The organism is Microbacterium wangchenii, assembly GCF_004564355.1.
Taxonomy (GTDB): Bacteria; Actinomycetota; Actinomycetes; order Actinomycetales; family Microbacteriaceae; genus Microbacterium; species Microbacterium wangchenii.
Genome location: NZ_CP038266.1, coordinates 1,124,048 through 1,149,354 on the forward strand (window position 1 = coordinate 1,124,048; position 25,307 = coordinate 1,149,354).

The 25,307-nt window shown below is 71.9% G+C and carries 23 protein-coding genes; 14 read left to right on the top strand and 9 right to left on the bottom strand.

The annotated features are described in order from the left end of the window. From E4K62_RS05210 to E4K62_RS05220, 3 genes are read left to right on the top strand one after another with little or no spacing between them, the layout of a single operon-like run. A complete protein-coding gene (locus E4K62_RS05210; protein ID WP_135064449.1) occupies window positions 1-672 on the top strand; it encodes a sigma-70 family RNA polymerase sigma factor in 672 nt (223 codons plus the stop codon). Continuing rightward, window positions 669-908 (top strand): zf-HC2 domain-containing protein, encoded by a 240-nt coding sequence (locus E4K62_RS05215; protein WP_135064452.1) that lies wholly within the window; start codon window positions 669-671, stop codon window positions 906-908. Before E4K62_RS05210 ends, E4K62_RS05215 begins: the two co-directional genes overlap by 4 nt. A gap of 49 nt (window positions 909-957) precedes the next feature. Then, window positions 958-2,256, top strand: a complete 1,299-nt coding sequence (locus E4K62_RS05220; protein ID WP_135064455.1) for a GNAT family N-acetyltransferase — start codon at window positions 958-960, stop codon at window positions 2,254-2,256. 72 nt (window positions 2,257-2,328) lie between these two features. Here E4K62_RS05220 and E4K62_RS05225 read toward each other — a convergent pair whose 3' ends face one another. Continuing rightward, window positions 2,329-5,997 (bottom strand): multifunctional oxoglutarate decarboxylase/oxoglutarate dehydrogenase thiamine pyrophosphate-binding subunit/dihydrolipoyllysine-residue succinyltransferase subunit, encoded by a 3,669-nt coding sequence (locus E4K62_RS05225; protein ID WP_135064458.1) that lies wholly within the window; start codon window positions 5,995-5,997, stop codon window positions 2,329-2,331. Between the two features lie 154 nt (window positions 5,998-6,151). Between E4K62_RS05225 and guaB1 the strand changes: the two genes are divergently transcribed. Continuing rightward, window positions 6,152-7,609: a GMP reductase gene (gene guaB1, locus E4K62_RS05230; protein ID WP_135064461.1), complete on the top strand. Its 1,458-nt coding sequence runs from the start codon at window positions 6,152-6,154 to the stop codon at window positions 7,607-7,609. 129 nt (window positions 7,610-7,738) lie between these two features. Here guaB1 and E4K62_RS18855 read toward each other — a convergent pair whose 3' ends face one another. Next, window positions 7,739-8,692 carry a hypothetical protein gene (locus E4K62_RS18855; RefSeq protein WP_240742826.1) on the bottom strand — a complete coding sequence of 318 codons (954 nt, stop codon included), beginning with the start codon at window positions 8,690-8,692 and terminating at the stop codon, window positions 7,739-7,741. 333 nt (window positions 8,693-9,025) lie between these two features. Here E4K62_RS18855 and E4K62_RS05240 point away from each other — a divergent pair, with 333 nt between their 5' ends. Both E4K62_RS05240 and E4K62_RS05245 read left to right on the top strand, forming a co-directional pair. After that, window positions 9,026-10,369: a hemolysin family protein gene (locus E4K62_RS05240; RefSeq protein ID WP_135064464.1), complete on the top strand. Its 1,344-nt coding sequence runs from the start codon at window positions 9,026-9,028 to the stop codon at window positions 10,367-10,369. Continuing rightward, window positions 10,366-11,412, top strand: coding sequence for a hemolysin family protein (locus tag E4K62_RS05245; RefSeq protein ID WP_135064467.1), 1,047 nt, complete (start codon window positions 10,366-10,368; stop codon window positions 11,410-11,412). The genes E4K62_RS05240 and E4K62_RS05245 overlap by 4 nt, the downstream gene beginning before the upstream one ends. Before the next feature lie 51 nt (window positions 11,413-11,463). Here E4K62_RS05245 and E4K62_RS05250 read toward each other — a convergent pair whose 3' ends face one another. After that, window positions 11,464-12,531: an NADH:flavin oxidoreductase/NADH oxidase gene (locus tag E4K62_RS05250; protein WP_135064470.1), complete on the bottom strand. Its 1,068-nt coding sequence runs from the start codon at window positions 12,529-12,531 to the stop codon at window positions 11,464-11,466. 30 nt (window positions 12,532-12,561) lie between these two features. Here E4K62_RS05250 and E4K62_RS05255 point away from each other — a divergent pair, with 30 nt between their 5' ends. Genes E4K62_RS05255 through E4K62_RS05270 form a run of 4 tightly spaced genes read left to right on the top strand, consistent with a single transcriptional unit; the run spans window position 12,562 to window position 16,249 of the window. Beyond that, window positions 12,562-13,401, top strand: coding sequence for an ADP-dependent NAD(P)H-hydrate dehydratase (locus tag E4K62_RS05255; protein ID WP_135064474.1), 840 nt, complete (start codon window positions 12,562-12,564; stop codon window positions 13,399-13,401). Between the two features lie 58 nt (window positions 13,402-13,459). Continuing rightward, entirely contained in the window at window positions 13,460-14,683 is a 1,224-nt protein-coding gene (locus E4K62_RS05260; RefSeq protein ID WP_135064477.1) for a glycosyltransferase 87 family protein, read from the top strand. 2 nt (window positions 14,684-14,685) lie between these two features. Further along, window positions 14,686-15,003 (top strand): thiamine-binding protein, encoded by a 318-nt coding sequence (locus tag E4K62_RS05265; protein ID WP_135064480.1) that lies wholly within the window; start codon window positions 14,686-14,688, stop codon window positions 15,001-15,003. A gap of 31 nt (window positions 15,004-15,034) precedes the next feature. Continuing rightward, complete coding sequence (locus E4K62_RS05270) at window positions 15,035-16,249, top strand: MFS transporter (protein ID WP_135064483.1); 1,215 nt, start codon at window positions 15,035-15,037, stop codon at window positions 16,247-16,249. Here E4K62_RS05270 and metX read toward each other — a convergent pair whose 3' ends face one another. The 3 genes from metX to E4K62_RS05285 all read right to left on the bottom strand — a co-directional run bounded on the left by metX (window position 16,250) and on the right by E4K62_RS05285 (window position 19,633). Continuing rightward, the gene (gene metX, locus E4K62_RS05275) at window positions 16,250-17,455 is read right to left on the bottom strand and encodes a homoserine O-acetyltransferase MetX (RefSeq protein ID WP_135064486.1); all 1,206 of its coding nucleotides are present in this window, start codon (window positions 17,453-17,455) and stop codon (window positions 16,250-16,252) included. 47 nt (window positions 17,456-17,502) lie between these two features. Then, on the bottom strand, window positions 17,503-18,231 hold the full coding sequence (locus E4K62_RS05280; RefSeq protein WP_135064489.1) for a DUF1345 domain-containing protein: 729 nt from the start codon (window positions 18,229-18,231) through the stop codon (window positions 17,503-17,505). 79 nt (window positions 18,232-18,310) lie between these two features. Then, window positions 18,311-19,633, bottom strand: a complete 1,323-nt coding sequence (locus E4K62_RS05285) for a bifunctional o-acetylhomoserine/o-acetylserine sulfhydrylase (RefSeq protein ID WP_135064492.1) — start codon at window positions 19,631-19,633, stop codon at window positions 18,311-18,313. 125 nt (window positions 19,634-19,758) lie between these two features. On the opposite strand from E4K62_RS05285, the gene E4K62_RS05290 reads away from it, so the two are divergent. After that, complete coding sequence (locus E4K62_RS05290; RefSeq protein WP_187270390.1) at window positions 19,759-20,532, top strand: SDR family oxidoreductase; 774 nt, start codon at window positions 19,759-19,761, stop codon at window positions 20,530-20,532. A gap of 7 nt (window positions 20,533-20,539) precedes the next feature. On the opposite strand, the gene E4K62_RS05295 is transcribed toward E4K62_RS05290, so the two are convergent. Next, window positions 20,540-22,015, bottom strand: coding sequence for an MFS transporter (locus tag E4K62_RS05295; RefSeq protein ID WP_167747742.1), 1,476 nt, complete (start codon window positions 22,013-22,015; stop codon window positions 20,540-20,542). 77 nt (window positions 22,016-22,092) lie between these two features. Between E4K62_RS05295 and E4K62_RS05300 the strand changes: the two genes are divergently transcribed. From E4K62_RS05300 to E4K62_RS05310, 3 genes are read left to right on the top strand one after another with little or no spacing between them, the layout of a single operon-like run. Further along, window positions 22,093-22,590: a phosphoribosyltransferase gene (locus E4K62_RS05300; protein WP_135064495.1), complete on the top strand. Its 498-nt coding sequence runs from the start codon at window positions 22,093-22,095 to the stop codon at window positions 22,588-22,590. 1 nt (window position 22,591) lies between these two features. Continuing rightward, the gene (locus E4K62_RS05305) at window positions 22,592-23,287 is read left to right on the top strand and encodes a uracil-DNA glycosylase (RefSeq protein WP_135064498.1); all 696 of its coding nucleotides are present in this window, start codon (window positions 22,592-22,594) and stop codon (window positions 23,285-23,287) included. A 24-nt stretch (window positions 23,288-23,311) separates the two neighbouring features. Further along, window positions 23,312-23,920, top strand: a complete 609-nt coding sequence (locus tag E4K62_RS05310; protein ID WP_135064501.1) for a GNAT family N-acetyltransferase — start codon at window positions 23,312-23,314, stop codon at window positions 23,918-23,920. Window position 23,921: 1 nt separating this feature from the next. Here the strand turns inward: E4K62_RS05310 and E4K62_RS05315 are convergent, their stop codons facing one another. Both E4K62_RS05315 and E4K62_RS05320 read right to left on the bottom strand, forming a co-directional pair. Further along, on the bottom strand, window positions 23,922-24,236 hold the full coding sequence (locus E4K62_RS05315; protein ID WP_135064504.1) for a protealysin inhibitor emfourin: 315 nt from the start codon (window positions 24,234-24,236) through the stop codon (window positions 23,922-23,924). Beyond that, window positions 24,217-25,284, bottom strand: a complete 1,068-nt coding sequence (locus tag E4K62_RS05320) for a M4 family metallopeptidase (protein WP_187270389.1) — start codon at window positions 25,282-25,284, stop codon at window positions 24,217-24,219. The genes E4K62_RS05315 and E4K62_RS05320 overlap by 20 nt, the downstream gene beginning before the upstream one ends. Window positions 25,285-25,307 lie beyond the last annotated feature (23 nt).

A 25,307-nucleotide genomic window follows, 5' to 3' on the forward strand; every position in this document is an offset into this window, starting at 1 on the left:
ATGATCGCTGTCCTGGACAGGTCCCGGCCGGAGTCCTGGGTCGTGGCCGCGCCGTCGGACGTAGACTGGCGCGTGATGAACGACAAGGCCGATGCCACCGTCGAAGCGCGCGAGCAGTTCGAAGAGCAGGCGCTCCCCTTCATGGACCAGCTGTACGCCGCGGCGATGCGCATGACGCGCAACCCGGCCGACGCGGCCGACCTGGTGCAGGAGACCTTCGTGAAGGCCTTCGGCTCGTGGGGGACGTTCACGCAGGGCACCAACCTCAAGGCGTGGCTGTACCGCATCCTCACCAACACGTACATCAACACCTACCGCAAGAAGCAGCGGGAGCCCTACCAGGGCACCATCGACGACCTCGAGGACTGGCAGCTCGGGGGAGCGGAATCGACCACGGCCACGAGCGCACGCTCGGCCGAGGCGGAGGCGATCGACCGGATGCCCGCATCCGTCGTGAAGGACGCCCTGCAGTCGATTCCGGAGGATTTCCGGCTGGCGGTGTACCTCGCCGACGTCGAGAGCTTCGCCTACCAGGAGATCGCCGACATCATGAAGACACCGATCGGCACGGTCATGAGCCGCCTGCACCGTGGCAGGCGGATGCTGCGTGAACTGCTGACGGACTATGCGAAGGAGCGCGGCATCTCCGCCGCGACGGGAGTGACGAAATGAGCGACTGCGGCTGCGAGAAGGCGCGACGCGACCTTGAGGAGTACCTGCGCGACGAGGTCTGCAAGACCAGTCCCGAGGACATCGCCGAACACCTCGCCCACTGCCCCGGGTGCCGGGACGAGGCGCACTTCGCGCGAACCCTCACCGACGTGGTGGCACGTGCGTGCAAGGAGAGCGCGCCCGAGGAGCTGCGCGACCTCGTGATCGCGCGACTGCGCGCCGATCCCGTCGCCTGACGACGCGCTGACCGGCGCGGGTGTCGGACCCGGCCCCTAGGCTGGGCTCATGGCTGACGTCGACGCCCACTCGCTTCCGCTCGATCCCACCTCGGCCGAGCAGCTGGCCGCCGAGAATCTGGAGTACGCGCTCGTCGCGAACGACGGTCCCGGCTTCGAGGTCTTCCACTCCGCCGTCTCGCGCGGCTTCCTGGACGGCGAGCCGACCACAGAGCAGATCGCGGATTCGCGTGTCGCGCTGAGCCCTCGGCGCCTGACCGGCGTGTTCGACCGCGACGCGATCCACCCCGAGGTCCCCGTCGGGACGGTGGATTCGTGGGTCACCGAGCTCACCAGCGAGCCCGGGCGAACGGTCCCGGTGTGGGCCATCAGCGGCGTCACGGTGGCTCCCACCCATCGCCGCCGCGGCATCGCGCGCGCGATGCTCACCGGCGAACTGCGGACGGCTGCGGACGCGGGCTTCGCCCTGGCGGGACTGACGGTGTCGGAGGCGACGATCTACGGCCGGTGGGGGTTCGGGCCGGCGGTGTTCACCTCCGACCTCACGATCGACACCCGGCGCGTGCAGTGGACGGGCCGCCGCCCGCAGGGCCGTCTGGACTTCCTGAGCCAGGACGAGCTGCCCGACGCGCTCGCGGCGCTCCACGAGCGCACGCGGCGGCAGCGTCCCGGCGAGGCGGCCGGCTGGCCCGGGCTGTGGCGGCGCATGTCGGGGCTCCGCCCCGGCGATGACGACGCACGCAAGGTCCGTGCCGTGGCCTATCGGCGCACGGGCGAGCCCGACGGCATCCTCGTGTATTCCGTCGCGGAGAAGGGGGAGGACGGGTCGCGGCAGGAGTTGAGGATCCGCGGGCTGTTCACCGCGGACGACGACGCGTACGCCGCGCTGTGGCGCTTCGCGATCGAGCACGATCTCGTCGGCACCGTCGTGGCGACCCTGCAACCGGCCGATTCCCCGATCCGGTGGATGCTCTCCGACCACCGCGCCGTCCGCGAGACGCGCACCGACCACCACTGGCTGCGGATCCTCGACGTGCCCCGAGCCCTCGGCATCCGCTCCTACGCCGCCCCGCTGGACCTCGCGGTACGCGTGGAGGATCCGCTCGGCTTCGCCGAGGGGACGTGGCGGGTCGCGGTCGGGGAGGACGGCAACGCCACCGTGACGCCCACCGAGGACGCGCCGGAGGTCACCTTGGGGGCGAGCGCGCTGGCCTCCATCCTGCTCGGCGGCGTGCGCCCGGATGCCCTGGCCACCGCGGGTGGGATCGACGGCGACGCGGTGAGCGTGGCTGCGCTGACGCGTGCCTTCGCGCCCGCCGTCACGCCCGTCCTCAGCATCTGGTACTGACGCCGGCACCGTTGCACGGTCACGGATACCACGAAGGCCCCGGTTTCCCGGGGCCTTCGTGGTATCCGACTCCTACAGGGTCAGCGCCATGCGCATGAGCTCGGCGTGCTCCTGGGCGTGCACCTTCGGCGATCCGGTCGCCGGCGACGCCGCTGCCGCGCGCGAGACGCGACGGATCGTGCGTCCGCGCAGGTGCTTGACCACCTCGAGGGCGATGAACGGCCACGCGCCCTGGTTCTCCGGCTCGTCCTGCACCCACACCAGCTCCGCGTTGGGGTAGGTCTCCAGCACGGCGTTGAGCTCGTCGACGGGTGCGGGATAGTACTGCTCGAGGCGCACGAGGGCGACCTCGGGGTTCGGGTTCTTCTCCAGCTCGCCGCGCAGATCCCAGTGGATCTTGCCCGCGTGCATCAGGACGCGCTTGACGGCGGAGCGGTCGATCTGCCGGTCGTCGTCGAGCACCGGCTCGAACCGTCCGGTCAGGAAGTCCTCCACGCGGCTCGTCGCCCCGCGCAGGCGCAGCATCGCCTTCGGGGTGAAGACCACGAGCGGACGGCGCGGACGCTGGTAGGCCTGGCGCCGCAGCAGGTGGAAGTACGACGCGGGGGTGGAGGGACGCGTGACGGTCATGTTGTCCTGCGCGCACATCTGCAGGTACCGCTCGATGCGGCCCGAGGAGTGATCGGGTCCCTGACCCTCGTAGCCGTGGGGGAGGAGCAGCACGACGCTCGACTGCTGTCCCCACTTCTGGTCGGCGGCGGAGATGTACTCGTCGATGACCGACTGGGCGCCGTTGGCGAAGTCGCCGAACTGCGCTTCCCACAGCACCAGCGCGTCGGCACGCTCGACGGAGTAGCCGTACTCGAAGGCCATCGCCGCGTACTCGCTCAGCAGCGAGTCGTAGACGTAGAACCGGCCCTGGTTCTCGCTCAGGTTGGTCAGCGGGATCCACTCCTGGCCGTTCTCGCGGTCGTGCAGCACCGAGTGGCGCTGCACGAACGTGCCGCGGCGGGAGTCCTGCCCGGCCAGGCGCACCGGGGTGCCCTCCAGCAGCAGCGACCCGAAGGCCAGCAGCTCGCCGAAGCCCCAGTCGATGTTGCCGCTGCGGCTCATCTCCAGGCGCTTGTCCAGCAGCTGCTGCAGCTTGGTGTGCACTGTGAAGCCCTCGGGCTTGTTGACGAAGGCATCGCCGATGGAGTGGACGACCTCGCGCGGCACGCCGGTGGTGTCGGGTGCACCGCTGGCCGGCTCCTCCGACGCATCCGGATCCACGATCGGGTTGGCGCCCGTCTCGGCCTCGTGCGTCTGGGCGAAGGCGACCTCCAGGCGGCGCTGGAAGTCCTGCTTGGCCTGGTCGTACTCCTCTTCGGTGATGTCACCGCGACCGACGAGGGACTCGGTGTAGAGGCGGCGCACCGAGCGCTTGGCCTCGATGAGGTTGGTCATGAGCGGCTGCGTCATCGAGGGGTCATCGCCCTCGTTGTGACCGCGCCGGCGGTAGCAGACCAGGTCGATGACGACGTCGTGGTGGAACTCCTGGCGATACATGAATGCCAGTTCGGCCACGCGGACGACAGCCTCGGGGTCGTCCCCGTTGACGTGGAAGATGGGCGCCTGGATCGTCTTGGCGACATCCGTGGCGTACACCGACGTGCGTGCGTCGGTGGGGGTCGTGGTGAAGCCGACCTGGTTGTTGACCACGACGTGGATCGTGCCGCCGGTGCGGTACCCGCGCAGCTGCGACATCTGCAGCGTCTCCACGACGACGCCCTGCCCGGCGAACGCGGCGTCACCGTGCACGAGGATCGGCAGCCACGAGAACGTCCCGATGGGCTTGCGGTCCTGCTTGGCGCGGACCACGCCCTCCAGCACGCCGTCGACGGTCTCCAGGTGCGAGGGGTTGGCGGCCAGGTACACCGGCAGCTCCTCGCCGGCGTCGGCGAGGAACGTGCCCTCGGTGCCGAGGTGGTACTTCACGTCGCCCGAGCCGCGCTTGCTGCCCACGGCGACCGAGCCCTCGAACTCGCGGAACACCTGCCCGTACGTCTTGCCGGCGATGTTGGTCAGCACGTTCAGGCGCCCGCGGTGGGCCATGCCGATCGCCGCGCCGTCCAGGCCCGCGGATGCCGCGCCCTGCAGGATCTCGTCCAGCAGCGGGATGAGCGACTCGCCGCCCTCGAGGCTGAACCGCTTCTGCCCGACGTACTTGGTCTGCAGGAAGGTCTCGAACGCCTCGGCCTCGTTGAGCTTGGACAGGATCCGCAGCTGCTCGTCGTGACCGGGCTTGGTGTACTTGACCTCGACGTTGTCCTGGAACCACTTGCGCTGCGTGGGGTCCTGGATGTGCATGTACTCGATGCCGATCGTGCGGCAGTACGAGTCGCGCAGCACGCCGAGGATGTCGCGGAGCTTCATCTGGCGCTTGCCGCCGAACCCGCCCGTCACGAATTCACGGTCCAGATCCCAGAAGGTCAGGCCGTGCGACTCGATCTCCAGGTCGGGGTGCGTGCGCTGCACGTACTCGAGGGGATCGATGTCGGCCATCAGGTGCCCGCGCACGCGGAAGGAGTTGATCAGCTCGTGCACGCGCGCGGTCTTGTTGATGCGCTCCGAGACGTCGACGTTGATGTCGCCGGCCCAGTGGATCGGGGCGTAGGGGATGCGCAGCGCCGCGAAGATGTCGTCGTAGAAGCCGCGCTGGCCCGTCAGGAGCTCGTGGACCTTCTTGAGGAACTCGCCCGAGCCGGCGCCCTGGATGACGCGGTGGTCGTACGTGCTGGTCAGGGTGATCGTCTTGCCGATCGCCAGCTCGTTGAGCGTCTTCTCGCTGGCGCCCTGGAACTCCGCCGGGTACTCCAGCGCGCCGGCGCCCACGATGCATCCCTGACCCTTCATCAGGCGCGGCACCGAGTGCACCGTCCCGATGCCGCCGGGGTTGGTGAGGGAGATGGTCGTGCCCTGGAAGTCCGCGGCGCCCAGCTTGTTCGCGCGGGCGCGCTGGACGAGGTCTTCGTAGGCGGAGAGGTACTCGCCGAACGTGAGGCTCTCGGCGCGCTTGATGCTCGGCACCAGGAGGGCGCGCGTGCCGTCGGGCTTGGGGATGTCGATCGCGATGCCGAGATTGATGTGCGCCGGCGCCACGACCGAGGGCTTGCCGTCGATCTCCGCGTAGAAGACGTTCTGGCTCGGGAATTCCTTCAGCGCCTGGATGATCGCCCATCCGATGAGGTGCGTGAAGCTGATCTTGCCGCCGCGCGTGCGCGACATGTGGTTGTTGATGACGATGCGGTTGTCGATCATCAGCTTCGCCGGCACGGTCCGCACGCTCGTGGCGGTGGGGACGGTCAGCGACTGGTCCATGTTGGCCGCGAGCGTCTTGGGCATGCCGCGCAGCGGCGTGACCTTGTCCTCCTCGAGGCGCTCCGCCGACGCCGGGGCGTTGGCGGGTGCCTGTGCGGGGATCGGCTGCGGCGCCGCGGGCTTCGCGGTCGTGCGGGCCACCGGCTGCGCACCCACGACGGGGATCGGTGCGGTCACCGGCTTCGGCTCGGTGCCTCCGCCGTTCCCGTTCGCGCCCCCATCGGAGACGACGGGGTGGTACGCGTCGAGGATCGGCCACCACGCCTTGTCCACGGAGTTCTTATCGACCTTGTACTGCTCGTAGAGCTCATCGACGAGCCATTCATTGGCCCCGAATTCGCCCTCGTTCGAAGTACCGACGCCTGTGACCTGGCTCGACACGGTCGATCGCCTGCTTTCCTCGGTGAAGATCGGTGGGCTGCGCGGAAATCAGCCTCCGCGCACCGCCCCCCAGCCTAGCTCACCGGGCGCGCGGTGGCCCGTCCACCGGCCGACGGACCGTGCCGCGCGGCGGGGGGATCGGTAGCGTGGAGGTATGGAGTTCTCCGGCGCCCAGCCCGACCTCGACCTCACCTACGCGGACGTGTTCCTCGTCCCGCGCCGCTCCTCCGTCGCCAGCCGGCTGGACGTGGACCTGACCCCGGGAGACGGTACGCCCGCCCGCCTGCCGCTGGTGTCGGCGAACATGAACTCCGTCACGGGGGCGCGCCTGGCGGCGACGCTCGCCCGACGCGGCGGGCTGGGCGTGCTGCCGCAGGACATGCCGCTGCAGGAGCTGGACGCCGCCATCCGCTGGGTCAAGGCCCAGCCCGTGCCGTGGGACACGCCCCTCGTCCTGCCGCCCACCGCGACGGTGGCCGATGCCCGCCGTCTCCTCCCGGCCACACCGGGGCACGGGATCGTGGTGGCCGACACCGGTGCCGAGCACCTCACGATCGACCAGATCGTCAGCGTCGTGCCGGCCGGGGGGCTCGGCACCGCGCAGCCGGACGCGCTCCTGGGCGACCTGGCCCACGGAGGGGTCGCGTCGCTGGACGCCGAGGACGTCGGCAGTGCGCGGCATGCCTTCGACCTGCTCGTGGCCGCCGAGGCCGAGACGGTGTGCGTGCTCGAACACGGTCGGCTCGTGGGCACGCTGTCACGACGCAGCGCGCTGCGCGCCTCGCTGTATCCGCCGGCCGTCGACCGATCCGGCCGTCTCGCCGTCGCCGCCGCCATCGGCATCAACGGAGACGTCGCGGCCAAGGCGCGTGCCCTGGCCGCCGCCGGCGTCGACGTGCTCGTGCTCGACACCGCCCACGGGCACCAGGAGGGGATGCTGCGGGCGCTGCGCGTCGTGGCGGACCTGGGTCTCGGCATCCCGCTGGTGGCCGGCAACATCGTCACGGCAGAAGGGGTGCACGACCTCGTCGAATCCGGTGCCTCGATCCTCAAGGTCGGCGTGGGCCCGGGCGCCATGTGCACGACGCGCATGATGACCGCCGTGGGGCGCCCGCAGTTCTCCGCGGTGCTGGAGACCGCGCAGGCCGCCCGGGAGCTCGGCGCGCACGTGTGGGCGGACGGCGGTGTGCGCTATCCGCGCGACGTGGCCCTGGCGCTCGCGGCCGGCGCGGCATCCGTCATGATCGGCTCGTGGTTCGCCGGGACGATCGAGGCCCCCGGCGAACTGCTCGTGGACGACCAGGGCCGCGCGTACAAGGAGTCGTGGGGGATGGCCTCGACCAAGGCCGTGCACGAGCGCTTCGGCCGGCTGGACCCCTACGAGCTGGCCCGCAAGGAGCTGTTCGCCGAGGGGATCTCCTCGTCGAAGATCTACCTCGACCCCCTGCGGCCGGGCGTCGAGGATCTCGTGGACATGATCACCTCGGGAGTGCGCTCGGCCTTCACGTACGCCGGTGCCGCCACCGTCCCGGAGTTCGCCGAGCGCGCGCGCGTCGGCATCCAGTCCACCGCCGGCTACGACGAGGGCAAGGCGCTCCCCGCCAGCTGGTAGCCCCCGCGCTGCCGCGCCGGCCACCACGTTCGCGCCACTTCGGTGCATCCGCGCCGCTTTGATGTGGCGCGAACGCGCGGAAGTGGCGCGGTCGCGGTGCGCGCGGGGTCGCGGTGCGTGCCCGGGCGGTCAGGGGCGAGGCAGCGACGTGGGCAATCCGGCCGAGGTGAGGATGTCCCAGATGCGACGCGGGTGGTCGGCGTCCGTCGCCTCCCAGCGCGAGAACGCGCGGACGACGCGGCGGATCTCGTTCTCGCGGTTCTTCTCGTCGATGAGGGCCTCCTGCGGCGTGCGGCCGTCGAGGAAGATCGGATCGGAGTACTTCGCCCTGCCGTCGATCTCGCACCAGTGGTCGTACTCGGGGAAGTACAGGTCGGCGTAGGCGACGCGCCCGCTGGGGAGCACACGTCGTTCCTGCAGCCGAGGGTGGGGGAATCTCAGCCGGGTGATCACCACACGGCTGTGCGACTCGCGCACGTTCGCCGCCAGCGGCTGCGCGAAGGCGAAGGCCCGCGCCGCCCGCGCGTCGCCGCGGTGGCCGGGATCGGCATCCAGTCGGGCCCACAGTGCATCGATGGTCGTGAGGGCGCCGCCGCGACGGTTCACCCAGATCGCCTGATCGGCGATCGCGACGGCCGGCAGGAATCGCTCGCACCGGACGAGGTCGAGCGCGGTCTGGGCCGGGGAGGTGACGGCATGCGCTCCGGCCGGCACGGTTTCGAGCGTCGCGAGATCCCGGGTGTGCCGGCGGATGAGGCCGGTGGAGCGCCCGCCGGCGGCCTGCGTCGTGACGTCCACGGCGGTCGGCCACGCGCCGAGGACGTCGATGCCCCACCAGGCCGCGGCGGCGTGGTGGGAGAGGATCGCCGGCCGCCGCATCCGGCCCGCGACCTCGCGGACCCGCACCCGATGCTTCTCCAGGGGGGTGAGCGCGTCCCACTCCGAGCTGAGGGCGAAGACGCCGGCGGTCACGCGCACCCACGACCCGTCCTCCAGCGCGCGACGGAGGCGCCGGCTGTCGAGGGGATCGTCGCGCTCGCGCCGGCGGATGAGCGTGAGATCGGTCGAGGGAGGCAGCAGCATCCTCGGATCCTCGTCCGCCCCGTGCGCCCGGCAGGCGTCCCGCGATCCTCCCGTGGACAACCCGCCGCGCGCCGCCGCTGGGGAGGAGGGGCGCATTTCGGCGCTTTCCCACGAGCGCGCCTGTTCCGTGCATCCGCGCCACATGGAAACGGCGCGGATGCACCGAAGTGGCGCGGACGTGGTGCGCAGGGGAGGCGGGGCGCGGGGAGGGGAGAAGTCGCGCGGCGCGGGAGGGGCGCGCTGCCGTAGACTTTTCGGCACGATGGACGACCCTCCCTCTTGTAGACGCTCGCCCCACCGACCCACCTCCCGGAGAAACGGGGGTGATGCGTGATGGATTACGTCATGTTGGGCGTGGGGCTGCTGCTCACAGTCGGAACCGGACTGTTCGTCGCCAGTGAATTCGCCCTGGTCAATCTCGATCGCGCCGACCTCGAGGCGCGCCAGGCCGCGGGCGAATCCCGCCTGGCCCTCACCATCAGCGCACTGCGCATCACCTCGACGCACCTCTCCAGCGCGCAGCTGGGCATCACGCTGACCACGCTTCTCACCGGCTACACGATGGAGCCGGCGATCTCCAACCTGCTGCGCCCGGTGTTCACGGCGTGGGGATGGCCCGAGGGGGTCGTCGCGCCTCTCGCGACGTTCATCGGCGTCGCGTTCGCGACGGTGCTCTCGATGATCCTCGGCGAACTGGTGCCGAAGAACTTCGCCCTCGCCATCCCGCGGCAGACGGCGAAGCTCGTGATGCCCTTCCAGGTCGCCTTCACGACCGTCTTCCGCCCCGCCGTGGCCGTGCTCAACGGCAGCGCCAACGGGATCCTCCGCTCGTTCGGCGTCGAGCCGAAGGAGGAGCTCTCCGGCGCCCGCACGGCGGAGGAGCTGTCCAGCCTCGTGCGCCGCTCGGCCAGTGCCGGCGTGCTGGAGAAGGACACCGCATCCCTGCTGGATCGGAGCCTCACCTTCTCGCGGCTGAGCGCCGCCGACGTCATGACCCCGCGGCCCACCGTGCACGCGCTCGCCGCCGACGACACCGTCGAAGACGTCGTACAGCTGGCCATGCGCACGGGTCACAGCCGCTTCCCCGTGTACCAGGAGTCGATGGATGACATCGTCGGCATCGTGCACCTGAAGGCCGCCGTCGCCGTGCCACGGACGCGCCGGGCGGATGTGCCGGCCGCCGCGATCGCGACCGAGCCGCTGCGCGTCCCCGAGACCGTGCACCTGGACGCCCTCGTCGCCGAACTGCGTGCCCGGGGGTATCAGATGGCGATCGTCGTGGACGAGTACGGCGGCACCGCCGGCGTGGTGACGCTCGAAGACCTCGTGGAGGAGATCGTCGGCGAGGTGCTCGACGAGCACGACCGCTCCCGTGCGGGGGTCGTGCGGGTGGCCGGATCCGTCAGCTTCCCCGGCGATCTGCGCCCCGACGAGGCGCTGGACCGTGCCGGCGTCAAGGTGCCCGAGGGAGAGGTCTACGACACCGTGGGCGGCTACATCATGAGCGTGCTCGAGCGCATCCCCGCCGTCGGCGACGAGGTCCCCACCGAGGACGGCGTGCTCACGGTGCAGCGGATGGACGGGCGGCGCGTCGACCGCGTGCGGTTCACCGCGACGCCCCAGGACGACGACGTGGACGAACTGGTCCGCGCGGCCAAGGGGGGTGACCAGCGATGAGCGATTGGGCAGGGATCGCCTGGCTCGTGGTGCTGCTGCTGGCCAACGCCTTCTTCGTCGGCGCCGAGTTCGCCGTCATCTCCGCGCGCCGCTCGCAGATCGAGCCGCGCGCCGAGCGCGGATCGCGGGCCGCGAAGGTGGCGCTGTACGCGATGGAGCACGCGACGCTCATGCTCGCGACGTGCCAGCTGGGCATCACGATCTGCTCGCTGCTGATCCTGAACGTCTCCGAGCCCGCCATCCACCACCTCCTCGCCGCGCCGCTGGGTCTGACGGGCCTGAACGAGGCGATGGTGGATGTCATCGCCTTCGTGATCGCCCTGCTGCTGGTGTCGTACCTGCACGTCGTGATCGGCGAGATGGTGCCCAAGAACCTCGCGTTCTCGCTGCCGGATCGGGCGGTGCTGTTCCTGGCGACCCCGCTGGTGTGGGTGTCCAAGGCGTTCTACCCGATCATCGTGGCGCTGAACTGGACGGCCAATCACGCCGTGCGCCTGTTCCGGGTCGAGCCGAAGGACGAAGCCGCCTCGACGTTCACGCTCGAGGAGGTCGCGACGATCGTGAGCCAGTCGCGCCGGGAGGGCGTGCTCGATGACGCCGCCGGCACGGTCGCGGCAGTGGTGGAGTTCACCGACAAGAAGGCCCGCGACGTGGCCGTGCCGCTGAGCGAGCTGGTCACCCTGCCCGAGGCGACCACGCCGACCCAGATCGAGCGCGCCGTCGCCAAGCACGGCTACTCGCGCTACGTGATCGTGGATGCCGCGGGGTCGCCGATCGGCTACGTGCACCTGAAGGACGTGCTTCGGGCCGCGGAGAACGGCGACGGTCAGTCGCGGCCGATCGCGGCCAAGCGCATCCACCACATGGTGCCGGTCCTGGAGACCACCGACCTGGAGGACGCCCTAGCGCTCATGCGCCGTGCCGGCCGCCACCTCGCGCAGGTGCGCGATGAGGCAGGGGAGACCACCGCGGTGCTGTTCCTCGAGGACATCATCGAGGAGCTCATCGGCGAGGTTCAGGACGCCACGGCGCGCCGTCCCTGAGCAGTTCCGACCGCCCGGACTCCCCGAGGGGTGCCGGGCGGTCGGGGCGCCTCACGGGCGCCGGGCGCGTTCGTACTGCGGCGGCCACGCGACGTCGGCACCGAGCTCGTGCGCGGCGCGCAGGCCGTAGTGCGGGTCGCGCAGCCACTCCCGTCCCGACATCACCGCGTCCGCGTCGCCGCGGGCGACGAGCTCTTCGGCGAGGACGGGGGCGTCGATCATCCCCACCGCGCTCACCGGCATCGCGGCCTCCGCGCGCACGTGCGCGGCGAACCCGGCCTGGTAGCCGGGGCCCGTGGAAATGCGCTGATGCGAGACGAGGCCGCCGCTGGAGACGTCGATGAGGTCGGCGCCGGCCTCGCGGGAGGCGATCGCCGCGGCGACCGTCCCGGGGAGGTCCCAGCCGCCCTCGGCCCAGTCGGTCGCGGAGAGGCGGACGAACAGCGCGGCCGAGGGCGCGGCCTCGCGGACGGCGGCCACGACGCGCGTCAGCAGCCGGATGCGGTTCTCCTGCGATCCGCCGTAGGCGTCGGTGCGCGTGTTGGAGAGCGGCGAGAGGAATTCGTGCAGCAGGTACCCATGCGCGGCGTGCACCTCGAGCACCTCGAACCCGGCCGCGAGAGCGCGGCGCGCGGCGGCGGTGAAGTCGGTAACGACCTTCTCGATGCCGGCCTCGTCCAGTGCGGCCGGAGCGGCGTAGCCCTCGAAGGCGATCGCGGACGGCGCGACGGTGGCCCAGCCGCCCTGCTCGGGCGGCACCGTGCCGCGCTCGCGCGTGAGCGGCGACCATGTCGACGCCTTGCGTCCGGCGTGAGCGAGCTGGATGGCCGCCACGGCGCCGCGCGAGCGGATGTCGTCGACGATCGGGCGCCACGCCGCAGCCTGGGCGTCGTTCCAGATCCCGGTGTCCTCCGGCGAGATACGGCCCTCCGGTGACACGGCGGTCGCCTCGGTCATGACCAGGCCTGCTCCGCCGGAGGCGAACTGCGCCAGGTGCACGTGGTGCCAGGCGACCGGGACGCCGTCGGCACCGGCGGAATACTGGCACATGGGGGAGACCCACAGTCGGTTGCGGGCGGTGGTGTCGCGCACGGTGAGGGGGGAGAACAGGTGGGGCATCGCGGTGTTCCTCGCGTTAGGGTGGCGCGCATGGGCGCAGCGGATTGGACGGCCGACGACGTGCGCCGCATCCTGCGGCTGCCGACGAGATCCGATGACAAGTATTCCCGGGGTGTGGTGGGGTTGCGCACCGGATCGCAGGCGTACCCGGGTGCGGCCGTGCTGGGGGTGGAGGCGGCGTGGCGCACCGGGGTGGGGATGGTGCGATACCTCGGGCCCGAGGTGCCCACCTCGCTCGTGCTCGCCCGGCGCCCCGAGACGGTCGCCGCAGCGGGGCGCGTGCAGGCCTGGGTGATCGGCTCGGGGACGGATGCCGCCCACCGCACTCCCGAGGACGACACGGCCCTGCGGCGCGTCCTGGTGGCGGCGGAGCCGGTCGTCGTGGATGCCGGGGCGCTGGATCTGGCGCCGGTCGGATCGGCCCCGCGCATCATCACCCCGCACGGCCGCGAGCACGACCGCCTGCGCGCGCAGACGGGTCTGCCGCCGGCCGGGGCCGACGCGGACGACGACGCGCGCGAGGCGGCGGCCGTGGAGACCGCCGCACACCTCGGGGTGACGGTGCTGCTGAAGGGGGCGACGACGATCGTCGCGACCCCGGGGGGCTGGTTCCGGCGGATCGGTGTGGCGACGCCGTGGCTGGCCACCGCCGGCACGGGTGATGTGCTCGCCGGCATCGTGGGCGCGGTCGTCGCAGGGGCCGCGGATGCGGACGACCTGGGCCCGCTCGGGGCCACCGGTGCGTGGCTGCACGCCGAGGCAGGCGCCGCGGCCGCCGGCGCCCTGGGCGCGCGGGGCGGGCCGATCACGGCGATGGAGGTCGCCGCGGCCGTGCCGCGCGTGGTGGCCGGTGTCCTCGCCGGCGGATGAACCCGCCCGCCTCAGGTCGCGGCCGAACCGCGTCGAGGCGGCGGCCTAGGATGTGAGCGTGTCCCGACGCGTGCCGCTGTGGATCTCCTTCGTCCTGGTGCACGCGGGAGTGATCGTGACCGGTCACCTGCTGCCCAGCCAGCCGATGGGCGACGTGTACAACGTGTACGAGCCGTGGTCCCGCCAGGCGCTCATCGGTGCGGGCATCGTGGGCATCGACGAGCCGTGGGTGTACCCGCAGATCGCGCTTGTGCCCATGGTCCTGGCGTGGGGGTTCTCGCTGCTGGGCGGCTACACGATCGGCTGGGGGTTGCTGGCCACCGCGGCCAACGCGCTGGGCTTCGGGATGCTGGTGGGCCGTGGCCGCTCGCGCGGCCGCCGCACGGCGGCGTGGCTGTGGCTGGCGGCCATCCTGCTGCTCGGGCCGGTGGGGCTCTTCCGCCTGGACGCGGTCACGGTGCCCCTCGCCCTGGCCGGCTGCCTGTGGCTGGTCGGACGTCCGTGGCTGGGCGGTGCGCTCCTGGCGGTGGGCATGTGGATCAAGGTGTGGCCGGCCGCGCTCCTGGCGGCGGCGGTGCTCGCGGTGCGTCGCCGCGCGGCGGTGGTCGCGGCGGCGGCGGCCGTGTCGCTGGCCACGATCGCGGTGGTGGTGCTGGCCGGCGGCGGTGCGACGGTGTTCGGGTTCGTGGGCGACCAGGCCGTGCGGGGGCTGCAGCTGGAGGCGCCGGTGAGCACGCCGTACGTGTGGCAGGCGGCCCTCGGGGTGCCCGGGGCTGCGATCTTCTTCGCCGCCGACATCATCACCTTCGAAGTCGTCGGCGCGGGCTCGGACGCCGTGGCGGCGGCGATGACGCCGGTCCTGGTCGTCGTGGTGGCCGCCGTCGCCGTGGCGGGGGCCGTGCAGGCCTGGCGCGGAGCATCCTTCGCCGCTCTCTTCCCGCCGCTGGCGCTCGCACTGGTCCTGGCCTTCATCGTGACCAACAAGGTCGGCTCGCCGCAGTACATGACGTGGCTGCTGCCGCCGCTCCTGGTGGCGGTCGTGCTCGATCGCGCCCGGTGGGCGGGGCCGGCGGCCGTCGTGCTGTTCCTGTGCGGGCTCACGCAGCTGGTGTACCCCGTGCTGTACGACCGGCTGCTGACGGCCGAGGTCACGGCTGTTCTCGTGCTGACGCTGCGCAACGTGCTCGTGGTGGCGCTGTTCGCGTGGATGTGCGTGCGCATGGTCCGGGTGCCCGTCGGCGGGAGGCCTCGCGCCGTGGTCCCGTGGCGCGATAGCGTCTGAGCATGCTCGTCGCCTTCTCCGTCGCCCCCTCCGGAACCGGGTCCGCCGACGGCTCGGTGCACGACGCCGTCGCCGCCGCCGTGCAGGTCGTCCGCGATTCGGGCCTGCCGAACCGCACCACCTCGATGTTCACCGAGATCGAGGGGGAGTGGGACGAGGTCTTCGACGTCGTCCGGCGCGCCACCGATGCCGTGATGCCCTTCGGCTCGCGCGTGTCACTCGTGCTCAAGGCCGACATCCGCCCCGGGCACTCGGGGGAGATCGACGGGAAGATCGAGCGCCTCGAGACCGCGCTCGAATCGATTCGCGACAGCGACTGACACCCGCTCGCGCCGGGGCTACAATCGACCGGTGACCTCCTCGACCACGACGAGGAGGGCGACGGCGAGGGCGCTCCTCGCCCTCGCGATCGGCAGCTTCGGCATCGGCATGACCGAGTTCGTGCTGATGGGCCTCCTGCCCGACATCGCCGCCGAACTGCTCCCCGCGCAGTGGAGCGCCGAGCCGGAGAGCGCCATCGCGCAGGCCGGATGGCTCATCTCGCTGTACGCGCTGGGCGTCGTCGTCGGTGCGCCGACGATCGCCGGCTCCGTCGCCCGGTTCCCCCGCCACCGCGTCATGGTGGTCCTTGCGCTCGCGCTGACGGTGTTCAACGCGCTCACCGTTCTCGCCCCGACCTTCGAGCTCGTCGCGGCATCCCGCTTCCTCGCCGGGCTCCCGCACGGGGCGTACTTCGGCATCGGCGCGCTCGTGGCCGCCGACCTGCTGGGCCCCGGCAAACGCGCCCAGGGCGTCGCCTTCGTCCTCTCCGGGCTCACCGTGGCCAACGTCGTCGGCGTGCCGCTGGGCACGCTGATGGGCCAGCAGTGGGGATGGCGTGCGGCGTTCATCGCCGTCGCCGGCGTGTTCGCGCTGGCCACCCTCGCGATCGCGCTCACCGTCCCCGCGCACCCGGGGGAGCCCGGCCGGCGTCTGCGCGACGAGCTGCGCGTCTTCCGGGTCGGGCAGGTGTGGCTGGCCCTGGGCACCGGCGCCATCGGGTTCGGCGGGTTCTTCGCGATGATCAGCTACATCGCCCCCATGGTCACCGACCTGGCCGGCTCGCCGGCGTGGAGCGTGTCGGTCGTGCTGGTGATCGTGGGGCTGGGGATGACGGTGGGCAACCTCATCGGCGGCCGCCTGGCCGATCTCGATCTCCGTCGCTCGCTGGTGTGGGGCCTGCTCGCCCTGGCCGTGGCATCCGCCCTCCTCGCGCTCACGGCGGCGTGGATCGTGACCCTCTGCCTCTTCGCGTTCGCGGTCGCCTTCACCGGTTCCGCCCTGAGCCCCAGCATCCAGACCCGCCTGATGGACGTCGCCGGCGACAACCAGTCGATCGCGGCGGCGCTGAATCATTCCGCGTTGAACATCGGCAACAGCCTCGGCGCGTTCCTCGGCGGCCTCACGATCGCCGCGGGATGGGGGTTCGGCGCGCCGGCGTGGGTGGGCGCGGCGCTCGGCGTCGCGGGTGCGGGGATCGCCGTCATGAGCTTCCGCGTCGAGCGCGCCCGCACCACGCGCGGGTAGTCAGGCCCCCAGCAGCCGCCGCAGGTGCCCGGCGACGGCGGCGGTCTCGATGAGGAAGCCGTCGTGGCCGAAGTCGCTGGCGAGCACGACGGCCTCGTCGCCGTCGAGGGTGTGCGGGATGCCGCGGGCGATGCGGTGCTGCCCGTCGATGGGGAAGAGCCGGTCGCTGTCGATGCCGAGCACCAGCGTCGTGGCCGTGACGCGCCGCAGCGCGTCCTCGACGCCGCCCCGGTCGCGCCCCACGTCATGGGAGTTCATCGCCTCCACCAGCGTGATGTAGCTGTTGGCGTCGAAACGGCGGGTGAACTTGTTGCCGTGGAAATCCAGGTACGACTCCACGGCGAACCGGCCTCCGCTGCCCAGCGGGCTCACGCCCGACTGCCACGTGCGCTGGAAGCGCGAGTTCAGCTCCATCGGGCTCCGGTAGTTCAGCAGCGCCATGCGGCGGGCCAGGGCCAGTCCGCGGTGGGGTCCGTCTCCGTCGCCGGCGTCGTAGAACTCCCCGCCGGAGAAGCGCGGGTCGATGCGGATCGCCTCCATCTGGACGGAGTTCAGCGCGATCTGGTCGGCGGTGTTGACCGGCGGGGCCGACAGGACTGCGGCGCGGGCGACCCGGTCGGGCAGCCCCACGGCCCACTCCAGCGCGTGCATCCCGCCCATCGACCCGCCCACCACGGCCGCCCACCGCTGGATGCCGAGGGCATCGGCCAGCTGCGCCTGCGCGGCGACCTGGTCGCGGATCGTCAGGTACGGGAAGCGGGATGCCCACTCGTAGCCGTCCGGTGCGATGCTCGCGGGCCCGGTTGACCCCTGGCAGCCGCCCAGCATGTTCGGCGCGACGACGAACCAGCGGTCGGTGTCGATGGCGGCGCCCGGTCCCACGAGGTCGTCCCACCACCCGGCGGTGGGGTGGCCGGGGCCGGCCGGGCCGCGCACGTGGCTGTCGCCGGTGAGGGCGTGCAGCACCAGGACCGCGTTGTCCCGCGCGGGCGAGAGCTCGCCCCACGTCTCGTACGCGATGCGATACGCCGGCAGCTCGGCGCCGCCCTCGGTGCGGAACGCGCCGAACGAGGCGAACCGGCGCTCGCCGACCGGATCGCCGTCGCGCCACGCTCCCGTGGCGGGCGGGCGGCCGAGCAGGAGCCGCGCGTCGGCCTCCGTGACGGGTGCCGAGGGCACCGTGTCCTCGGAGGTCTGCCAGTCCATGTCCCCATTGTCGCGGAGCGGCGGCGGCGCGCCGTCACTGTTACGCGTCAGCCGGTGACGAGCCCCACCACGAGCGACACGGTCATCGCCACGAGAAAGGCGTTGAAGACGAACGCGAACAGCGTGTGGGCGCGCACCGCCCGCAGCGCCGTCCCCGTGCGCGGGGTCCCCGCCGACAGTGCGCCGACGGAGGAGACCAGCACCGACATCGACAGGAAGTCCTCGAACCCCGGCGCCTCGTCGATGTCGAAGCTGATCCGCTCGCCCGCCGCATCCAGCCGCAGATAGCGCAGCGCGAAGGCGTAGACCATCGTCGCCCACGAGGACGCGACCGTCAGCAGCACGATGACCACGCGTCCGACGTCGTGCGGCCCGATGCCGATCACCGCGGAGCCCAGCGCGCCGATGAGGGCGATGAGTGCCGCGCTGACGGTTCCGGTTCCGGTGCTGCCGAAGCCGAGCAGGAGCTCGGCCCCCGAGGGCCGGCGGTGGTGCTGCACATCGGCGATGCGGCGCAGCTCGCCGCGAGGGCAGCGCGCGAACTGCACGTGGGTCCAGGACAGGTAGATGACGGCGAACAGCGTCCAGAAGACGCACAGCACACTCAGCAGGCGCGCCGCGGAGCCGAGCAGATCCGTCGGGTTCGCCGCTCCCGTGAGCGCCAGGATCGTCACGCCGCCGGCGGTCAGCAGGAGGGCGGCTGCCGTGGAGAGGAGGCTGCGGAAGGTGTCGTCGTACGCGCGGGGGAAGCGCCGATGCGTCTGCCGTACCCCCACTCCACCATCGTAGGCGGGGCTCCACGTGCGCCCGGACGCCCCCGGACCGCTCGGGTCCGGGGCATCCGAGGCGCGTGGGTCAGGCGCGGGCGGCCTCCACCGACCGGCGCGCGGCGGCGAGGGCCTGCTCCAGGTCTGCCTTGAGGTCGTCGACGTTCTCCAGGCCCACCGACAGGCGCACGAGACCCGGCGTCACGCCGGAGGTGAGCTGCTGCTCGGGCGTGAGCTGGGAGTGCGTCGTGGAGGCGGGGTGGATGACCAGCGAGCGCACGTCGCCGATGTTGGCGAGGTGGCTGAAGAGGGTGAGCGAGTTGACGAACTCGCGCCCCGCCGCCACGCCGCCCTTGAGCTCGAAGGACAGCACCGCGCCCACGCCCTTGGGGGCGTAGCGGTTGGCAGCGGCGTACCACGGCGAGGTGGGCAGCCCCGAGTAGTTCACCGACGCGACGTCGTCCTGCGCCTCGAGCCACTCCGCGATCTCCTGCGCGTTCTGCACGTGGCGTTCGATGCGCAGCGACAGCGTCTCGATGCCCTGGATGAGCAGCCACGCGCTGTTGGGCGAGATGGCGGCGCCCAGGTCGCGCAGCAGCTGCACGCGCGCCTTGATGATGTAGGCCAGGCCATCACCGACGGCGGTGGTGTAGCTCGCGCCGTGGTAGGAGGGGTCGGGCTCGGTGAGGCCCGGGAACTTCTCCACGTTCTGCGACCACGCGAAGGTCCCGCCGTCGACGATGGCGCCGCCGATGACCGTGCCGTGCCCGCCGAGGAACTTGGTGGCGGAGTGGATGACGATGTCGGCGCCGTGCTCGAACGGGCGGATGAGGTACGGGGTGGCGATGGTGTTGTCCACGATCAGCGGCACGCCGGACTCGTGGGCGACGTCGGCGACGGTGCGGATGTCGAGGACGTTGATCTGCGGGTTGCCGATGGTCTCGGCGAAGAAGAGCTTGGTGTTGGGCCGCACCGCCGCGCGCCACTCGGCGGGGTCGTCCTGGTTCTCCACGAACGTGACCTCGATGCCGAGCTTGGCGAGGGTGTACTTGAAGAGGTTGTACGTGCCGCCGTAGATGGAGCTCGAGGAGACGATGTGGTCGCCGGCCTGGGCGATGTTGAGCACCGCGAAGGTCTCCGCCGCCTGGCCGCTGGCCACCAGCAGGGCGCCGGTGCCGCCCTCCAGGGCCGCGAGGCGCTGCTCCACGACATCCTGAGTGGGGTTCTGGATGCGCGTGTAGATGTTGCCGAACTCGGCCAGCGCGAACAGGTTGGCGGCGTGGTCGGCGTTGTCGAAGACGTACGACGTGGTCTGGTAGATGGGCGTCGCACGAGCCTTGGTGACCGGATCGGGCTGCGCGCCGGAGTGGATCTGCTTGGTCTCGAACTGCCAGTTCTCGGGTGCGGACATGTTCGTACTCCTGCGGTCTCGGGGGTGAGAGCGAGGTGCCCTCCCCACGAGCGAGGCTACGAAAGGGCCGCCGGGACGACAACCGGAGGGAAATGTTGCGTAACACCGGGCGGTAGCGTGGCGGCATGACACGACGTGCGGTGGTCACAGGAGCAAGCTCGGGAATCGGCCGGGCGACGGCGCGCATCCTGCGGGAACGGGGATGGGACGTCGTCGGGGTCGCCCGGCGCGCCGAGCGGCTCGTGGCGCTCGAGGAGGAGATCGGCATCGTCGGGTTCGCCGCCGACCTCACGCGGGCCGAGGACGTCGACGCCCTCGCGCAGTGGCTCCAGGAGTCCGGGCCCGTGCACGCGCTCGTGCACGTGGCCGGCGGTGCGCGCGGCGTGGACGCGGTCGAGGACGGCCGCCCGGAGGACTGGCGCTGGATGTTCGAGGTCAACGTCGTCTCGACGCAGATGCTCGTCGCCGCCCTCCTGCCGCTGCTGCGTCGCGCGGCGGCCGCCGACGGTCACGCCGACACGCTGTTCGTCACCTCCACCGCGGCGCAGGCGGCGTACGCCGGCGGCGCGGGGTACAACGCCGCCAAGGCGGGGGAGGCCATGCTCGCCGGGGCTCTGCGCCTCGAGCTGAACGGGGAGCCGATCCGCGTGACGCAGATCGCCCCGGGGATGGTGTTCACCGAGGAGTTCTCGGTCAACCGCCTGCGCGGAGACACCAACGCGGCCGACAGCATCTACGAGGGAGTGGAGAATCCGCTCACCGCCGACGACGTCGCCGATGTGATCGCGTACGCCCTGAACGCCCCCGGGCACGTGAACCTCGACCTCGTGACGATGCGTCCGGTCGCCCAATCGGCGCAGCATCTTCTGGCCCGCGGCCCCCTCCATCCGCGCCTGTGATGCGCGGTTAAAGGAGCTGCGCCTGCCCCACGGCGGCCTCGGCGTCGGGGTCGGCGAAGGCCACGCGCGGGACGAACATCAGCAGGACCGCGGCGAGGAACCCGCCCGCGGCGCACACCGTCCACACCGTGAGATACCCGAAGAGGGGCGCGGCGGTGGCGGCCACCGCAGCGCCCGCAGACCCGGCCAGGACGACCCCGAAGATCGCCGAGGCGAACGTGCCGCCGATCGTCTTGGTCGTGTTGGTCAGGGCGGAGGAGATGCCCGTCTGCCCGCGCGGGGCGGCCGCCGCGGCGGCGGCGGGCATCGCGCCCACGAGCGCCCCTGAACCGATGCCGGCGATCGAGAGGTTCAGCAGCACCTGCCACAGCTCGAGGTGGAACGGCAGGAACAGCGCGTAGCCGATCCCGACCAGGAGCGCCGCGCCGATGAGCATGAGCCGGGGGCTGGCCCGCCGGGAGGTGAGGGCGAACAGCACCGCGCCGACGATGAGGGACACCAGGTACACCCCGATGACGTTGGACCGGTCCGTGGCATCCAGCCCCAGGCCGTAGCCGAGCGCGGAATCCGTGCCGGCGTACGTGGTGAGCGGACCCTGTGCCCCGAGCAGGCTGATGCCCACGAGGAACGCGGTGGCCTGCACGGGCCACATCTGCGGCTGGACGAGCACGCGGATGTCGATCGCGGGGTCGGGCTGGCGCAGTTCGTACCAGACGAACACCGCGAACGCCGCGATGCCCGCGACCACGAGCGCGGCGACCACCCCCGCCCCCGGGCCATCGGGCACGCGCAGGAACGAGAGCCCTCCGGTCACCAGCAGCAGGGCGAACGCGAGGATCACGAAGCCGCCGATGTCCAGCCGCCGGCCCGGCACCGGCTCGGATTCGGGCACGCCCAGCCAGATCACCACCGTGACCAGCGTCACCGCGATCGCGGGGATCATGAGGGTCAGCTGCAGATGCTCCCCGGATGCGGCGAACAGGCGCCCCGCGGCGAGGGCGCCCAGAATCGCCCCCGCCTGCAGCCCGACCACGAGCAGACCGGCCGCGCGGCGGGTGCGCGAGACCCCGTGGGCCTGCCGGCGGCCGCGCTCGAAGATCAGCGCGATCTCCAGCGGGAGCCACACGACGTAGAAGCCCTGCAGCGACCAGGCCAGCAGGAACGTCCAGAACGTGTCCGCGAAGACCAGCCACCAGCTGGCCCCCGCCGTCAGCGCCGCCGCGAGGAGCAGGATCTTCTTGTGACCGAACATGTCGCCGAGCTTGGCCAGGACCGGCAGGACGAGGGCTGAGAGCAGCAGCTGCCCCGCCTCGAACCAGTTGACGTCGGAGTCGTGGATGTCCAGGGCGATCACGATGTCGCTGAACAGCGGCACGTAGTACCCCTGCAGGATGCCGCTGACGAGTTCGACGACGAGAAACCAGCCGATGAGCCCGGCGGTCACGCCCAGGCCCGGGCGGAGCGGCGCGGCGGCTCGGGTCACGCGCCGAGGATACACCGGCGGTGCAGCCGGGCCGCGCGGCGCCCGTAGGCTGGGATCTCCGGCACCGAGGAGGGCACGTGGGCGAAGGCACGGGAGAGCGCGAGACCCTGACGTGGGATCAGTTCGGGAAGGCCTCGCGAGAGCTGGCCCGCGCCATCCTCGCGGACGGGTTCGTGCCGGAGGTCGTGGTGGCCATCGCCCGCGGCGGGCTGCTGCCGGCCGGTGCGATCGCGTACGGGTTGGGCGTGAAGAACTGCGGCGCGCTGAACGTGGAGTTCTACACCGGCATCGGCACGGTGCTCGATGCGCCCGAGGTGATTCCGCCGGCGCTGGACATCGACTACCTCGAGGGTCGTCGCGTGCTGCTCGTGGACGACGTCGCCGACAGCGGCCGCACCCTCGCGCTCGCCGTGAAGCTGCTGCGCGACCGCGGCGCCGACATGCGCTCGGTGGTGATCTACACGAAGCCGACCACGATCGTGCGGCCGGACTACTCGTGGAAGGACACCGCGCTGTGGATCGATTTCCCGTGGTCGGCGCGCGGGTCGGTGCTCGACGAGGACGCGGTCGCCTGACGTGGCGCGGACCCTGCCGGAGCTCGCCGAAGCCGGGCTGATCGACCGGGGCTGGGCTGCGGCGCTGGAGCCGGTCGCCCCGCGGATCGCGGCGCTGGGCGACCGCCTGCGGGCCGAGACGGCCGCCGGGCGCGGTCACCTCCCGGCGGGGGAGCACGTGCTGCGCGCCTTCCAGCGCCCGCTCGCAGACGTCAAGGTCCTGCTGGTCGGGCAGGATCCCTACCCCACGCCGGGGCATCCGATCGGGCTGTCCTTCGCCGTGGACGCCCATGTGCGCCCGCTGCCGCGCAGCCTCACCAACATCTACGCCGAGCTGCAGGCCGACCTGGGCGTGCCCCCGGCGCCGCACGGCGACCTCTCGGCCTGGAGCGACCAGGGCGTCATGCTGCTGAATCGCGTGCTCACCGTCGCACCGGGCGCTCCCGCCTCGCACCGCGGCTGGGGGTGGGAGGCCGTGACCGAGCACGCCATCCGCACCCTGGTGGCCCGCGACGCGCCTCTCGTGGCGATCCTGTGGGGGCGGGATGCCGCCGGCCTGCGGCCGATGCTGGGGGACACGCCGATCGTGGCGTCGCCGCATCCGTCGCCGCTGTCGGCCCGGCGCGGCTTCTTCGGCTCCCGGCCGTTCTCGCAGGTGAACGCGATGCTGCAGGAGCAGGGCGCAGCCCCCGTGGATTGGCGTCTTCCCGCCGCCTGACGGGCTCCCGCTAGAGTGGCAGCCGTGCTGGAGGACGAGTATGACAAGACCCGCCGGCGTCTTCCGCGGCATCTGCGCCCCGCGCCCGCCCCGGAGCGGCCGTTCGCCTTCACGATCCGCCCCGCGGAGGAGCGCGACATCGCGGACATCCGCGAGATCTACAACTACTACGTGACCAATTCGGTCGTCACCTTCGACGAGAAGCCGTGGAAGATGGCGCAGTGGCGGGAGAAGTTCGCCCACCTGGCCAAGCTCGGCATGCCCTTCCTCGTCGCCGAGAGCCCCAGCGGGCAGATCCTCGGCTACGCGCTCGTACAGCCGTGGAAGCCGAAATCGGCCTACCGGTACACCGTCGAGGACTCGATCTACCTGGGACAGGCCGCCGCCGGCAAGGGGCTCGGATCGGCGCTGCTGAAGGCGCTGCTGGACGCCTGCGAGGAGGCCGGCATCCGCGAGGTGGTCGCGGCGATCAGCGACAAGGGCGCCGAAGCGTCCATCCGGCTGCACGAGAAGCAGGGCTTCACCGAGGTCGGCCGGATGGGCCGCGTGGGCTTCAAGTTCAACCGCTGGCTGGGCGTGGTCTACCTGCAGAAGAGCATCCCGAAGCGGCGCAAGCGCCCGGCGGCCGGCTGAGTCAGGATGCGGCGGCGCGTACGGCGTCCACGAGCTCGCGCCACGGCCCCTCCAGCCGGGCGTCGGCCAGCTCCGCTTCCCGTGTCCGGCCGTCCACGGCGCGGATCGCCCACACGAAGCGGTCCGCTCCCGCACCGGCCGAGCCGGCCTCGTCCCACGGGCATCGCCGGATCAGCTCCTCCCACCGGGGGGTGTCCTCGGGGGGCGGCTCGGCCCGCCACAGCCGCCGGCGGCCGGCGATGCCGCCGGTGCGCGTCACCGTGATGACGACGCGACGGGCGTCGCGATGCGAGTCTTCAGACTGCGGGTGATCCATCCTCGATGACGCCGACGCCCACCCATCCGTCGCGGGCCGCGGCGACCTCCTCCGAGTCCTCACCGTACTCCGCCCGCGCCGCCGCCAGCGTGGCCGCCGCGAACCCGGCGAAATCGATCGTCGAGCTGAGCCCATCGGTCAGGGTGCGGTACCAGATGCGGCCGGCGCGCTCCCACGCCTTCCCGCCCAGCGCCGCGGCGGTGAGGTAAAAGGCGCGGTTGGGGATGCCGGAATTGATGTGCACGCCGCCGTTGTCCTCGTCGGTCTCGACGTAATCCCTGAGGTGGCCCGGTTGCGGGTCGCGTCCGAGCACGTCGTCGTCGTAGGCCGTGCCGGGATCTTTCACCGACCGCAGGGCGACGCCCTGCACCGCGTCGCTGAAGATGCCCGCGCCCACCAGCCACGAGGCGTCCTGAACGCTGTGGCCGGCGGCGTGCTGCTCGGCGAGCACCCCGAACACGTCGGCGATCGACTCGTTGATCGCCCCCGACTGCCCCTGGTACTCCAGGCCGCCCTCGGCGTCGATCAGCCCGTGAGTCAGCTCATGCGCGATGATCGACAGCGACCCGGTGAAGCCGGTGAACACCTCTCCGTCGCCGTCGCCGAAGACCATGCGCTCGCCGCTCCAGAACGCGTTGTCGTATTCCACCCCGTAGTGCACGGTCGCCGCCAGCGACCCCCCGGCCCCGTCGATGCCGTTGCGTCCGAACGCGTCCCACAAGAAGTCGAAGGTCGCCCCGAGGCCGTCGAACGCCTCGTCGACGGCCTCGTCGCCGCTGGGCGGGTCCTCCTCGCCCCGCACGCGGACACCGGGGAGCTCCTCCCGGTTCTGCGCATCGGAGACGACCCGGTCCGGCGCGGGGGAAGTCTCCGCGACGAGCGTGCCCGATTCCTCGATCGACAGCCGCAGTCGCTCGCGGGCCGCGCCGCGCGCAGGGCGGGGGAGCGAGAGCGTGCGGGCGGCCGCCGCGGCCGCGCGGGCCAGGCGCGGGTCGGCGGTGCCGGCGATGCGGGCCAGGAGGAACGGCGGGACGATGGCGGGGATCATGCGACGACTGTACGACCCGCTTC